Source organism: Streptomyces sp. NPDC046759, from assembly GCF_040645475.1.
Taxonomy (GTDB): Bacteria; Actinomycetota; Actinomycetes; order Streptomycetales; family Streptomycetaceae; genus Streptomyces.
Genome location: NZ_JBEYYJ010000006.1, coordinates 223,920 through 236,777 on the forward strand (window position 1 = coordinate 223,920; position 12,858 = coordinate 236,777).

Genomic DNA, 12,858 nt, shown 5'->3' on the forward strand with positions numbered 1-12,858 from the left:
GACATGAGACTAGTTGCGCTGCAACTATCAACTCAGTGGGAGAGAGCCCAGCACGAGCGAACGGAGACCCCGGAGATGACCACCACCAGCACGGAGACGACCGCCGCCACCGAGCGCATCCACGCCGACCACACGGTGACCAAGCGACTGGGCAACTGGACCCGCGCCGGACACGTCCAGGTGCGCGCCCGCCGGGGCCTGGCGGTGATCGACCTGCGCTCCCCCGACCTGCCCGACGACCTGGAGCTGCGGCTGGAACTCCAGCGCGCCACGGTCAAGCTGCTGGTTCCGGACGACGCCGTCGTCGACCACTGGGACCTGCACTGGACCGCCCGCGGCAAGGTCAAGGACGCACAGGGCGGCACCGCCGGGAAACACCTGCCCGCCACCGCCCGCCGGATCCGGCTGACCGGCGCCGCGACCGACAGCGAGGTCCGCGTGCACCGCGGCGGCACAGCGATCCTCAGCGCCATGTGCTCCCGCGCCTACCTGGAGGACCTGCGGCGCGCCCACGCGACGGGCGGTCACCCGACGGTCGACGACCCGGCACGCGCGCACGGGCACTGACCTCCCATCCGGGCGCGGGAAAGAGGCGGACACATGAGCGCGATCAGGACGGCGGCCGTCGTCGGAGGCGGCATCGCCGGACCGGTGACGGCCCTCGCACTGCGAAGGGCGGGCATCGAGGCGACCGTCTACGAGGCCTACGAGAACACGGCGGACGGCCTCGGCGGCGCCCTGATGGTCGCACCCAACGGGCTCAGCGCCCTCGAAGTCGTGGGTGTGCAGCAGGGATTGGCCGGTCAGCCGATCCACCGCATGGTGATGACCGACGGACACGGCCGGCGGATGGGCGAGTTCGGCGGGCTGACGGGCCTGCCGCCGAGTCAGGTGATGTGGCGCGCCGACCTGTACCGGGCGGTGCGCGAGCGGGCCGCCGCGGTGGGCGTGCCGACCGTGTACGGCAAGCGGCTGACCGGGGCCGTGGAAACCCCGGCGGGCATCACCGCCGAGTTCGCCGACGGGACCCGGGTGACCGCGGACGTGCTGGTCGGGGCCGACGGCATCCGGTCCACGGTCCGCCGGCTGATCGACCCGGCAGCGCCGGGCCCCCGGTACACCGGACTGCTCGGTTTCGGCGCGCACTCGAAGACGGAGGTCCCCCGTGCGCGGCCGGACGCCATGTACTTCGCCTTCGGCGAGCGAGCGTTCCTCGGCTACTGGCCGGTGCCCGGCGCAGGCACCGCCTGGTTCGCCAACCTGCCGTACGACGAGCCGCTCGGCGCGGAGCAGGCCCGCGCGACTCCGTCGGCCGCGTGGATGCGGATCCTTCGGGAGAAGTTCGCCGAGGACGTACCCGGCCGCGATCTGCTCCGGGGTACCGGCGACGACGAACTCCTCACGTTCGGAGGGCTGGAGATCCTGCCGTCGGTGCCGAAGTGGTACCGCGGCCGGATGGTCCTGGTCGGCGACGCGGCCCACGCGCCGTCCTCAAGCTCCGGCCAGGGCGCGTCCCTCGCGGTGGAGAGCGCGGTGCAGCTGGCGCGGTGTCTGCGGGACGTCCCCGACGCGGGCGCCGCGTTCGCCACGTACGAGCAGCTGAGGCGGGGCAGGGTGGAGAAGGTGGCGGCCCAGGCCGCGAAGACCAACAGCCAGAAGGCGATGGGTCCGGCCGCGACGAAGATCATGGCCTTGCTGATGCCGCTGGCGACGCGGACGTTCATGAAGCCGGAGAAGATGTTCGGCTGGACGCACCGCTACCGGATCGACTGGGACGCGCCGGTGACGAACCGACCGCGGAGTGCGGCAGGCGGTACCGGATCGAGCCGGTGACCGACCGGACACCCTGGTCCGCTTCATCGCCCCCCGGCTCACCTTTCACGGGGCCAGGGGGCGCGCAGCGAGATCAGTCGGCCAGCCGGTTGATGGCAGCGGCGGCGATGCCTTCCATGTAGCCGGGGTCGTCGCTGGGCTGGCCGGAGAGCTCGACCACGCCGAAGCGGTGACCGCTGCGGATCACCGCGACACCACCGGCCACCTGTCCGTCGCCGCTGAAGGCCGGGTACCAACTGCCCTCGCCCGCCCTGACGGTGATCAGGTGCCCCTTGCCGTAGTACCAGTGGCCGGCCGGCTCGTCCTGGCAGCTGCGCACCAGCCTGTCGAGCCGCTTCTCGTAGGAGGCCGCCGACGTGTTCGTGGAAGTGTTCGCGACGGATTCGGTCAGCACGGTGTCGTGGGTGTCGAAGGTCCAGGTCACGTCTGCGTACGCGCCGGCCTTCCCCTGGGTCAGCGCGCGCATGGTCTCCTCGCCGGAGCACGCCGAGAGCGCTTGGTTCCCGGTCGTGTGCACCGTCGCGCCGACCGGGCTCAGGCCCTGCTGGAAGAAGTCCTCCCGCTGCAGCAGGTTGCCGGAGCCGAAGCCGGACCGAGCGGCAGCGGCGCTGGGCGCGGTCGCCGGCCGGCTCGCAGAGCTCGTGTCGCCGGCGGCGGCAGCGGGAAGCGCGCCGATGCCGACCGCGATCAGGGCGGCGCCGACGGAGGCGGCCACCTGCGCGGTACGACCGCGGCGCGAGAACGTCCTGCCGACTGCTCGGTTGTCGAACATCTCATCTCCTGTCTGTCGCGACGCGGTTCGCGTCGTCGTACACCAGGGAGATGCAGCGGGTGCGGGAGATGTTGGATGCCGATCCGCCGCGATCGGTGTGAGCCACCTCACCTGTGCCATCGAGGCCGGGGCGGTCTCAGAGCCGCGTCAAGGCCGCCCGGACGATCCGCGTCATCGCAGTCGTGTCCAGGCAGGCGTCGACCTCCAGGACCCCGTAGTGGGAGCCGTTCCGGAGTATGGCGATGCCACCGCACGGCTCCTTGCCCCGTGGGGCGGTCCCCGTGGTGTTCAGGTCACCTTCGTAGGAACCCATCCAGCCCGCGGTGACACTCGGAGCGACATCGATCGTGTGCGTCGGCCCGTAGACCCAGTGACCGGCCGGTTCCTCCTGGCACGGGACCTCCTCCAACAGCAGTCGCTGGGCGAAGTTCTGAGCCAGTGCCGGGCTTTGGGCGGCGGCGGCGACCTCGCGCGCGACCTGGTCGTCGATGTTCACGGCCAGGGTGGGGTCGCTGCCGTCCGCGCCCTTGGTCGTCATCAACCCGCGGAAGTGTGCGTCCGGCCCTCCCAGGGTCTCTTCGAGGGTCTTCTCCCCGGTGCAGGCGGCGTTGGCGTAGTTGCCGTCTCCGACACGGTCCCGCACGTAGATGCGCTTGGAGATCCCGACCTTCCGGAACTCGGCCGCTGCCAACAGGTGCCGGGCCGTCATGGGTCCGTGGGCGGGCTTCGGCGTCGGAGAGCCGGTGTGTGGCGAGGACGCGGCAGCGCCCGGCGCCGCCGCCGGGGTGGCCGGAGCGGAGCGAGCGGGCAGGACGAACCGGCCGGTCAGCAGGCCGAGTACGACGGCTGCCGCCAGGATGACGACGATGGTCCGAGCTCGCACGCAGATGCCTCTTGACAGGGATGTCTCAGAAGCCGCCGCTGAGGCGGTCCCGCATGAAGCGACGGGCCTGATGGATACGGTCCTTGACGGTGCCCAGGGGAGCACCGGTGATCTCGGCGACCTGAAGATAGGTCAGGTCCCCCAGATCGCGGAGCACGAACGATTCCACCAGGGCGGGATGCCGCTCCTCGAGCGCGGTCAGCGACTCCATCAGGTCCAGACGGGTTCCCGCGATGACGCTCGTCGTCCGGGGGTCGGCGCTCTCGGGCAGGTGCGCATGGCTGTCCTCCGCGCGCCGGCGCATCGAGCGGTAGGTGGACCTGGCGGCGTTCGAGGCGATCACGGTCACCCACCCGAGGAACGAGCCGCGCCCGCTGTACTCGTGCAGATGGGTGCTGACGGACAGCAGGGCGTCCTGCGCGGCCTCCTCCGCGTCGGCGTGGTGCGGAAGAAACCTGGAGCAGCGGCGCATGACCAGGGGACGCAGCCTGATGAGGAGGCGGTCCAAGGACGCCCGGTCACCCGCCTGGGCCGACGCCACGAGCTGTGTCAGCCCGTCCTCTTCGATCACCTGCTGCCCCCGTTCACGCCTGGTCCCGCCTCCGCCCGGCCCCGCCGTGGTTCCGGCCCCGACGCCTCGGGCAGAATGTCGCCGCATGCAGAAGCTGGGCCGTTATCTCCTCGAGGAGAGACTGGGAGCCGGTTCGTTCGCCACCGTCTGGAAAGCATACGATCCCGAGCTCGACACGGATGTCGCGGTCAAGGTGCTGGCCGACAACTGGGCGTCGAACGCCGATGTACGACAGCGATTTCTGGCCGAGGCGAGGCTGCTCCGCAGGATCTCCAGCCCACGTGTCGTACGGGTGCACGACGTCGGTGTCCAGGACGACCGGCCCTACTTCGTCATGGACTACGTCCGGGGCGGCACGCTGGCCGAGCGGATCGGGCACTGCCGGCCCGCGGAGGCGCTGCATCTGGCGGCCGAGGCCGGGTACGCCGTCCAGGTGCTGCACGACGCAGGCGTCGTCCACCGTGACATCAAGCCGTCGAACCTCCTGCTCGACACCGGCCGCACGCCCACGGCCGTACTAGTCGCGGACCTCGGCAGCGCGAAGCAACTGGCCGACGCGTCGGGACTGACCGTGACCACCGGCACCCCCGCCTACATGGCACCCGAACAGGCGTTCCAGACCGGCGGATTCGACGGCCGAGCCGACGTGTACGCCCTCGGTGCCGTCACGTTCGAACTGCTCACCGGGCGCAAGCCGTTCGGTCCGGGCGGCCGCACCATCCCCCCGACGGGGCAGGCATCGGCGTCGACGTCGCCGACGATTCCCGGAGAGCTGGGCGTTCCGAACGGCATCTCCACACTTCTTCGCGCCGCGCTGTCCGTGGAACCGGAGGGCCGGCCGAGAACCGCGCAGGCGTTCGCGGACGCGCTGCTGTCACCGGGAGGACAGGAGTGGGCGTCGGCCGGGCCCACGGGGCCGGCACGCCTCCTGGTCTGGCTCGCGGCGGTCGTCGTGTTCCTGGTGACAGCGGTGCTGACCTGGCTGGCCCGCTGAACGCGGACGACGACCGCGTCCCGCACGAAGCCGCCGGGAGGGCGACCGCTTCAGGCGGTGCGGCGAAGCCGTAGTACCCCGGTACCACCTGCCCGCCAGGGATCGGCCCCCGGTACCACCGGATCGGGGAGACCCCGACCTTAGCGTGGAGGAGGAGGCGTCGGGCGTGCCGGGCGCCGGAGTCCGAGAGAGAGAACGCGAATGATCGAGGCCCAGCAGCTCACCAAGAGGTACGGGGAGAAGACCGCCGTCGACGGTCTGGACTTCACCGTGAAGCCGGGTACGGTGACCGGATTCCTCGGCCCGAACGGTGCGGGCAAGTCCACGACGATGCGCATGATCGTCGGCCTCGACGCGCCGACGAGCGGCTCCGTCACGGTGAACGGGCAGCGCTACGCCCGCCACCAGGCACCGCTGCAGGAGGTCGGGGCGCTGCTGGAGGCGAAGTCGATCCACCCGGGCCGCTCGGCCTACAACCACCTCCGCGCCCTCGCACTGACCCACGGCATTCCGCGCCGCCGCGTCGACGAGGTGGTCGAACTCGCCGGTCTCGGCAGCGTCGCGAGGAAGCGGGCCGGTGCCTTCTCCCTCGGCATGGGACAGCGGCTCGGCATCGCGGCGGCCCTGCTCGGCGATCCGCAGACCGTGATGCTGGACGAGCCCGTCAACGGGCTGGACCCCGAGGGCGTCCTCTGGATCCGGAACCTGCTCACCGCCCTCGCGGCCGAGGGGCGTACGGTGTTCGTCTCCTCGCACCTGATGAGCGAGGTGTCGCTGGTGGCGGACCACCTCATCATCGTCGGGCGTGGCCGGCTGCTGGCCGACACGACCGTGCGGGACCTGGTGCGCGAGGCGGGCGGCGACACCGTGAAGGTCGCGACGAACGACCCCGCGCGGCTGCGGGACGCGCTGGCCGGGCCGGGCGTGGAGATCACCGGCCGTATCGGCTCCGAGGACCTGCAGGTCACGGGCATGTCCGCCCGGGAGATCGGACTGAAGGCGGCCGATCACGGGATCCCCCTGTTCGAGCTGACCACGAAGGCGGTCTCGCTGGAGGAGGCATTCATGGAACTGACCAGGGACGCCGTGGAGTACCACGGCTCCACGACCGGCATCGAGACCTCCGGGAGCGCCGCATGAGCACCCTCACGGCAACCCCCGAGACCCCCGAGACCGCCCCGGCCACTCCCGCCCGGCCCGCCTACCGGGTGACCGGCCGACGCGTGCTGGCCTCGGAGTGGGCCAAGCTCTGGTCCCTGCGTTCCACCTGGATCACCCTCGGCCTCGGCCTGTTGTTCCTCGTCGCCTTCGGCGTCATCGCCGCGAGCCACTACAAGTCCAATCTCGACTCCGGCCGCCACATGGACCGCGACTTCGCCACCGCGACGGCCGTGAGCCTGTCCCTCTTCGGCACGAACTTCGCCCAGCTCGCACTCGGCGTGCTCGGCGTGCTGGTCACGGCGGGCGAGTACTCCACCGGCATGATCCGCTCGACCCTCGCGGCCGTACCGCGCCGGCTGCCCGTGCTGTGGTCCAAGGCGGCGGTGTACGGACTGGTCGCTCTGGTGGTCGCGACCGCCGGCGCGTTCGTCGCCTTCCTCGTCGGCAGCCGGATCGTGTCCGGCACGCCCGCCGCCATGGGACTCGGTCACGCCGGCGTCGTACGCAGCCTGCTGGGCGCCGGGCTCTACCTCGGCCTGGTCGGTGTGATCGGCACCGCCCTCGGGGCGCTGCTGCGGTCAGTCGCGGGCGGCATCTCGGTCCTGGTCGCCGCCCTCATGCTGGTGCCCGGACTGGTCTCCTTGCTGCCCACCTCGTGGCAGGGCGACATCGACCCCTACCTGCCGAGCCACGCGGGCGAGTCGATCTTCGCGCTGACCCATGACTCGACCGCCCTGTCGCCCTCCGCCGGGCTGCTGGTCTTTCTCGCCTGGACGGCACTGGCGCTGGCAGGGGCGGCGTACCGGCTGCTGCGCAGCGACGTCTGAGCTGCGGCACCCGCGTCATGGGCGCGCATCATGGGCGGGTGAGTTCCACGACCACCGATGATCTCAGCGGGATGGGGCCGCTGGTCGCCCGGCTCGGCCGGGCCGGCCAGCGGCTCCGGCACGCCGACCGGGCCCGGCCCTGGGTGCTGGACACCGCGGTGGTGGTGCTGGTCTTCGTGCTGTTCTGCCTGCCGGACCTGCTGCACGCGGTCGGCGCGATCGGCGGGGACGGTGACGGTGACGGCCCGCGCCGCTTCCGCCTGGCGTTCACCAGGCTGCCCGCGGTCGGCATGCTGGCCCTGCAGGCCGGGCTGGTGCTGCCGCTGCTGTGGCGGCGGCGGGCGCCCGCGGTGGCGTTCGGTGCCGTCACGGCCGTGTTCGTCGTCCAGTGGTCCCTCGGGGCCGCACTCCGTGCCGACGTCGCCCTCTTCGTCGCCCTGTACAGCCTGGCCCTGCACGGGCCGCTGCGGCAGCTGCCGTGGGCCTGTGCGGTCATGGCGGGTGCGCTGGGCCTGGTCGCGGCGCGGGTCTCGGCGGCGGTGTCGGTCTGGGACGCGCTCTTCTTCCTGCTCAGCACGGCGACCGCGGCCCTGGCGCTCGGCCTGATGATCCGCATCCGGCGGGCCCAGCTGGCCGGGCTGCGGGACCGCGCGGCCCGGCTGGAGATCGAACGCGACCAGCGGGGCAGGCTCGCCGTCGCGGCCGAGCGGGCGCGGGTGGCCCGCGAGATGCACGACATCGTCGGCCACAACCTGTCCGTCATCATCACGCTGGCCGACGCGGGCGCCTACGCCGGCGCCCCGGAACGGGGAAAGGAGGCCCTGTACCTCATCGGCGACACCGGTCGCCAGGCGCTGAGCGAACTGCGGCGGGTGCTCGGTGTCCTCCGTGCGGCGGACGGCTCGCGGAGCGAGCCCGAGCTGAGCCCGCAGCCCGGTCTCACGGACGTCGACGCGCTGTGCGAGGGGGTACGGGCCGCCGGTCTGGAAGTCGTCTACCGTACCGCCGGTGACGTCGACGCCCTGGACAGCGGGGTGCAGCTGACCGTCTACCGCATCGTGCAGGAGGCCCTGACGAACACCCTCAAACACGCCGGCGCGGGGGCCCGTGCGAACCTGGCGATCGTCGTCGAGGACACACGGCTGACCATCACCGTCCGGGACTCCGGCTCACCCGCACCGGCCGATCGTCCCGGCACGGCGAACGAGGAGGGACACGGCCTGGTGGGCATGCGAGAACGAGCGGCTCTCTACGGCGGCCACGTCAGCGCGGGGCCGGCAGGCCCGGGATGGACGGTGCGGGTCACCCTCGACCTCGCTCCCCGGGGCGGTGCCCGGTGACCACCGTGCTCGTCGTGGACGACCAGCCGCTCCAGCGGTACGGCTTTCGCATGCTCCTGGACTCCGTACCCGGGACGGAGGTCGTCGGGGAGGCGGCGCACGGCGCCGAAGCCGTGCGCAAGGCCGCCGAACTCCGCCCGGACGTCGTCCTCATGGACGTACGCATGCCGGGCATGGACGGCATCGAGGCCACGCGCCGTATCGTCGCCTCCGGAGACCGCTCCCGCGTCCTGGTGCTCACCACGTTCGACCTGGACGAGTACGTCCACGCTGCCCTGCGCGCCGGAGCCAGTGGCTTCCTCCTCAAGGACGCCCGCCCCGAGGAGCTCCTCGCCGGCATCCGCGCCGTGGCCGTCGGGGACGCGGTGATCGCGCCCGCGCTCACCCGCCGTCTGCTGCACGAATTCGCCCGGCTCGTACCAGCCGGCGGCGACGGCTCCGCCGAGGATCCGCGCCTGAGCGCCCTCACCGACCGCGAACGCGAGATCCTCGTCGCCATCGGCAAGGGCTGGACCAACGGTGAGATCGCCACGTATTTCGTCCTGTCGGAGTCCACGGTGAAGACGCACGTCGGCCGCGTCCTGTCCAAGATCGGCGCCCGCGACCGCATCCAGGCGGTGATCTTCGCCTACGACCACGGCCTGGCCCGACCTCACTCGCCCTGAGCGGCGCCGCCGCCCACCGTCGGCCAGGGCGAGCGGATCGCCGCGGGACGCGAGCGGACAGCCGTGTCCCGACGATGCGGAGGCCGCCTCGACGGACTGCGCCCAGCGACGGAGGCCGCCTCGACGGACTGCGCCCAGCGACTGCGGCCCGAGAAACGCAACAGCCCCGGGCCGTCGGCCCGGGGCTGTTGCGGAGGAAGCCCGTCGCGGACCGGCCGTCAGACGGCCTCGGCCGGCTTCTGCCGGGGCAGGGCAAGGAGCAGCGCGGTGGCGACGGCTGCGATGACCAGGTTCAGGATCGCCGCCGTACCGAAGGCGTGCGCGTACTGAGCCACCCGGCTGCCGTGCGGCGTCAGGGCGTCGAAGAAGAACACGCCGATCACCGCGACTCCCACCGCGCCACCGACCTGCTGGCCGGTGGACAGGACACCGGAGGCCATGCCGACCTCGCTCGGACGGATCCGGCCGAGCACCGCGTTCAGCAGCTGGGGGAGCAGCAGGCCGTTGCCGAGGCCCACCAGGGTGAGCGGCGCGATCAGCGGGCCGGCCGAGAGCCGACCGCCCTCGGCGAAGGCCACCAGCAGTGTGGCGAGGAATCCCGCCGCGGCCAGCAGGCTGCCGAGTTCCAGCACACGCCGGCCGTAGCGCGGCGTCCAACGTGCGGCCAGCAGGCTGGTGGCGAAGAACGCGACCGCCAGCGGCGTGTATTCGAGACCCGCGCCCAGGGCGGACATCCCGAGACCGTTCTGCAGCATCAACGACAGGATCAGGAAGAAGGAGTTCACACCGGCGTAGGCGACGACCACGAGTGTGATGCCGACGGCGAACGGGCGCTCGGCGAACAGCCGCAGGGAGACCAGCGGGGCGCGCCCCGCCCGTTCGACCCGGCGCTCGACCACGACGAACAGCGCGAACGCCACCGCGCTGCCGGCGAGGCTGGCCCAGGTCCAGGCCGGCCAGCCGGCGTCGCGTCCCTCCACCAGCGGGATCACCAGGAGGAACAGCGCCACCGTGAGGACCGCAAGACCGGGCAGGTCCAGCGAACGGGCCTGCGGCGCGCGGGTCTCGGGCACCATCCGCGCCGCCAGTGCCAGGGTGATCAGGCCGATCGGGACGTTCACCCAGAACACCGGGCGCCAGGTGGTGCCGAACAGGTTCGCCGCGATCAGCAGGCCGCCGACCAGCTGGCCGATGATCGTCGACACCCCGATCACCGAACCGAGCGCGCCGAACGCGCGGTGCCGCTGCTGCGCCGGGATCAGGACCTGGATCATCGAGAAGACCTGAGGGAACATCAGCGCCGCGCTCAGGCCCTGTGCGAGGCGCGCCACGATGAGCACCGCCGCGGTCGGCGCCAGTGCACAGGCGGCCGAGGTGAGGGTGAACAGGGCCATGCCGAGCATGAACAACCGCTTGCGCCCGAAGGTGTCACCCAGCCGGGCCCCGGTGATCAGGGCCACGGCGTAGGTGACCTGGTACCCGGCGACGATCAACTGGATCTCGCCGTCGGAGGCGTGCAGGTCGGTCTGGATGGCCGGGGCGGCGACCAGCACGATGAAGGTGTCGAGGATGGCCATGAAACTGCCGACCAGGATGATCGGCAGCGCCCGCCAGGGTGAGGCGGCGGTCGACTGCGCCGGGGCGGCCTGCCCTTCGGTCGCATGCGGCGCGCTCGTCGATCCCTGGGCGGCCGTGTCGGCCTTTCGGTGTGTCATGTTCCTCAGCGTTCCATCGCCTTGGGCCGCTGCACATGGGCGCGGATATGCTAGTGGTGGCGGCACCAGCATCGACGGCTACGGTCCGTACCGGGGGATGGGATGGACAACACGGCGCAGCGGCAGGAGCTCGCGGATTTCCTGCGTGCCCGGCGCGCGCAGATCGCACCGCGTGACGTAGGGATCGAACCGGGGCCGCGGAGGCGGACTCCGGGGCTGCGGCGCGAGGAGGTCGCGCAGCTGTCCGGGGTGAGTGTGACCTGGTACACCTGGCTAGAACAGGCCCGTGACATCACGGTCAGCCGACAGGTGCTCGACAGCCTGGCGCGTGCCCTGCGCCTGACGACGGCCGAGCGGCTGTACATGTACACGCTGGCGGACAAGCAGGGCGTCGTGCGTCAGGAGGACGCCGACGCGCCGAGCGCGGAGCTGCAGCGCCTGGTGGATGCGCTCAACCCGAACCCGACGTACCTCATCGGCCCGAGTTGGGACCTGCTGGCCTGGAACGCGGCCGAGGCCGGCCTCATCGGCGATCCCACCCGGCTGGCCGGCCCCGAACGCAACATCATCCGGATGGTGTTCACCGACCCGGAGACCCGCCGGCTGCTGGTGGACTGGCAGGCGCAGGCCTCCGGGCTGCTCGCGCAGTTCCGCGCGGACGCTGCCCGCAACCTCGGCGATCCCCGCTTCGAGCAGCTGAGCAACGAACTGTATGCCGTCAGCGACGAGTTCCGGCAGCTGTGGGACGAGCACCGCGTGGCCGACTTCGGCTCGGCGCGCTGGGAGTTCGACCACCCCCGGCTCGGGCGGCTGGCCGTGGACTACGTCCGGCTGGCCGCGCTGCAGTCCCCCGGGGTGAAACTGTTCACCTGCCTTCCGGCCGATCCCGAGACCGAGGCGAAGCTGCCCGGTCTGGTCGACCCGCACCACAGGTTCGGGCCGGTCGGTGCCGAGGCCGTGGCAGGAGCGTTCTGAGGTCGTGAGGGGGGATCAGCGGGAGGCCGGCCGCTGATCCCTCCTCACGTCGGACGCTCAGCCCTGCTTCTCCGTGGAGTGGGCCCCGGTGAGCGACGGGGTCTCGCACAGAAGTGTCACGGTGATGACATCCTTCGTGTGCGCCGCCAGCACGCGGACCGTGACCACACCTCGTCGGGCGTGGCGCAGTTGGCGTGCCTCGTCCCCGATACCGATGGGCGCGTCCTCGATGTGCCGCGTACGCGGGTCGTTCCGGACGGCGTCACTCAGTTTCTGGAGAGCCGGGTCGTCCGGGTGCCGGGCGACGGCAAGGCGCAGGTCCGCGAGCAGGTAGGGCGCCCAGTCCCGCTCCCAGTCCTGCAGGACGTCCTCGCGGGCCTCTGCGGAGAGCAGTGCCCACTCCGTCATGTTGGCCGGCGGCGCACCGGACGGGAACAGCTCCGCGAAGGCGTCGTTGCCGGCGATGACGTCGCCTGCCGGAGAGCACACGTAGGCCATCTCGGTGTGACTGCCGGCCCAGCGGTGCCAGTGCGGGGAGGCGGCTCCCGTCGGCAGCACCGGATCGGTCTTGAAGAGGTCCAGATGGGCGATGCGCAGATGGTGGTCGCTGAAGCCCAGGGTCCCGGCGACCCGCAGGAAGAGTTCGGGTGACGGAACCAGGACGCCGTTCTCCAGTTTCTGGTACGTGCCCGTACCACCTCGCAGAGCCTCGTCCATGTCGGATTGGCGCAGGTGAGTACTGCGTGAACGTCGTGTGGAGATACGTGGCGGCAACCCGATTAACTCACGGGTGCTCTTTGTGCGATACCGGCGGAGAAGTTCCTGGTAAGCACGGTCGGTCGGTCGTTTCTGATTCATTTTTTCCCCCGTTTCGGACAAGCCCGAACCCGTTTCAGAATAACGACGTGTGCGGGGCGGGGCCGAGGCCCGCCAACCCTCTTTACGGACGGGTTGGTTCCGTTTCGACTCCTTGGTGCGCTCTTGACGACGTCGACATGAGACGCACCTCAACGGCACGCACTATATGTGCACGCACAAGGCAACCGTTGCCAGCCGCTTGTCATCCCTGAACCATTGTGTCCGGAACAGATCGGGTGGCTGCCCGGATCTGATCGCATGCCA

Annotated in this window: 13 protein-coding genes; 8 read left to right on the forward strand and 5 right to left on the reverse strand. The window is 71.3% G+C overall.

Annotated elements, in window-relative coordinates:
* Positions 1–75 precede the first annotated feature (75 nt).
* Positions 76–567, forward strand: coding sequence for a hypothetical protein (locus ABZ919_RS11020; protein WP_361245462.1), 492 nt, complete (start codon positions 76–78; stop codon positions 565–567).
* Between the two features lie 33 nt (positions 568–600).
* Entirely contained in the window at positions 601–1,833 is a 1,233-nt protein-coding gene (locus tag ABZ919_RS11025; protein ID WP_361245465.1) for an NAD(P)/FAD-dependent oxidoreductase, read from the forward strand.
* 73 nt (positions 1,834–1,906) lie between these two features.
* On the opposite strand, the gene ABZ919_RS11030 is transcribed toward ABZ919_RS11025, so the two are convergent.
* The 3 genes from ABZ919_RS11030 to ABZ919_RS11040 all read right to left on the reverse strand — a co-directional run bounded on the left by ABZ919_RS11030 (position 1,907) and on the right by ABZ919_RS11040 (position 4,059).
* A complete protein-coding gene (locus ABZ919_RS11030; protein ID WP_361245468.1) occupies positions 1,907–2,605 on the reverse strand; it encodes a hypothetical protein in 699 nt (232 codons plus the stop codon).
* Between the two features lie 136 nt (positions 2,606–2,741).
* Positions 2,742–3,488 (reverse strand): hypothetical protein, encoded by a 747-nt coding sequence (locus ABZ919_RS11035; RefSeq protein WP_361245471.1) that lies wholly within the window; start codon positions 3,486–3,488, stop codon positions 2,742–2,744.
* 25 nt (positions 3,489–3,513) lie between these two features.
* Complete coding sequence (locus tag ABZ919_RS11040; RefSeq protein ID WP_361245474.1) at positions 3,514–4,059, reverse strand: RNA polymerase sigma factor; 546 nt, start codon at positions 4,057–4,059, stop codon at positions 3,514–3,516.
* Positions 4,060–4,144: 85 nt separating this feature from the next.
* On the opposite strand from ABZ919_RS11040, the gene ABZ919_RS11045 reads away from it, so the two are divergent.
* The 5 genes from ABZ919_RS11045 (at position 4,145) to ABZ919_RS11065 (ending at position 9,046) form a co-directional block, all read left to right on the forward strand.
* Positions 4,145–5,053, forward strand: coding sequence for a serine/threonine-protein kinase (locus tag ABZ919_RS11045; RefSeq protein WP_361245477.1), 909 nt, complete (start codon positions 4,145–4,147; stop codon positions 5,051–5,053).
* Positions 5,054–5,254: 201 nt separating this feature from the next.
* The gene (locus ABZ919_RS11050) at positions 5,255–6,193 is read left to right on the forward strand and encodes an ATP-binding cassette domain-containing protein (RefSeq protein ID WP_361245480.1); all 939 of its coding nucleotides are present in this window, start codon (positions 5,255–5,257) and stop codon (positions 6,191–6,193) included.
* Entirely contained in the window at positions 6,190–7,041 is an 852-nt protein-coding gene (locus ABZ919_RS11055; RefSeq protein ID WP_361245483.1) for an ABC transporter permease, read from the forward strand. Before ABZ919_RS11050 ends, ABZ919_RS11055 begins: the two co-directional genes overlap by 4 nt.
* Positions 7,042–7,058: 17 nt before the next feature.
* The gene (locus ABZ919_RS11060; RefSeq protein ID WP_361245486.1) at positions 7,059–8,381 is read left to right on the forward strand and encodes a histidine kinase; all 1,323 of its coding nucleotides are present in this window, start codon (positions 7,059–7,061) and stop codon (positions 8,379–8,381) included.
* The gene (locus ABZ919_RS11065; RefSeq protein WP_361245488.1) at positions 8,378–9,046 is read left to right on the forward strand and encodes a response regulator transcription factor; all 669 of its coding nucleotides are present in this window, start codon (positions 8,378–8,380) and stop codon (positions 9,044–9,046) included. Before ABZ919_RS11060 ends, ABZ919_RS11065 begins: the two co-directional genes overlap by 4 nt.
* A gap of 218 nt (positions 9,047–9,264) precedes the next feature.
* Here ABZ919_RS11065 and ABZ919_RS11070 read toward each other — a convergent pair whose 3' ends face one another.
* Complete coding sequence (locus ABZ919_RS11070; RefSeq protein ID WP_361245491.1) at positions 9,265–10,761, reverse strand: MFS transporter; 1,497 nt, start codon at positions 10,759–10,761, stop codon at positions 9,265–9,267.
* 102 nt (positions 10,762–10,863) lie between these two features.
* Between ABZ919_RS11070 and ABZ919_RS11075 the strand changes: the two genes are divergently transcribed.
* Positions 10,864–11,736 (forward strand): helix-turn-helix transcriptional regulator, encoded by an 873-nt coding sequence (locus tag ABZ919_RS11075; RefSeq protein ID WP_361245494.1) that lies wholly within the window; start codon positions 10,864–10,866, stop codon positions 11,734–11,736.
* Positions 11,737–11,793: 57 nt separating this feature from the next.
* Here ABZ919_RS11075 and ABZ919_RS11080 read toward each other — a convergent pair whose 3' ends face one another.
* Positions 11,794–12,453: a sulfotransferase gene (locus tag ABZ919_RS11080; RefSeq protein WP_361245497.1), complete on the reverse strand. Its 660-nt coding sequence runs from the start codon at positions 12,451–12,453 to the stop codon at positions 11,794–11,796.
* Positions 12,454–12,858: the final 405 nt, after the last annotated feature.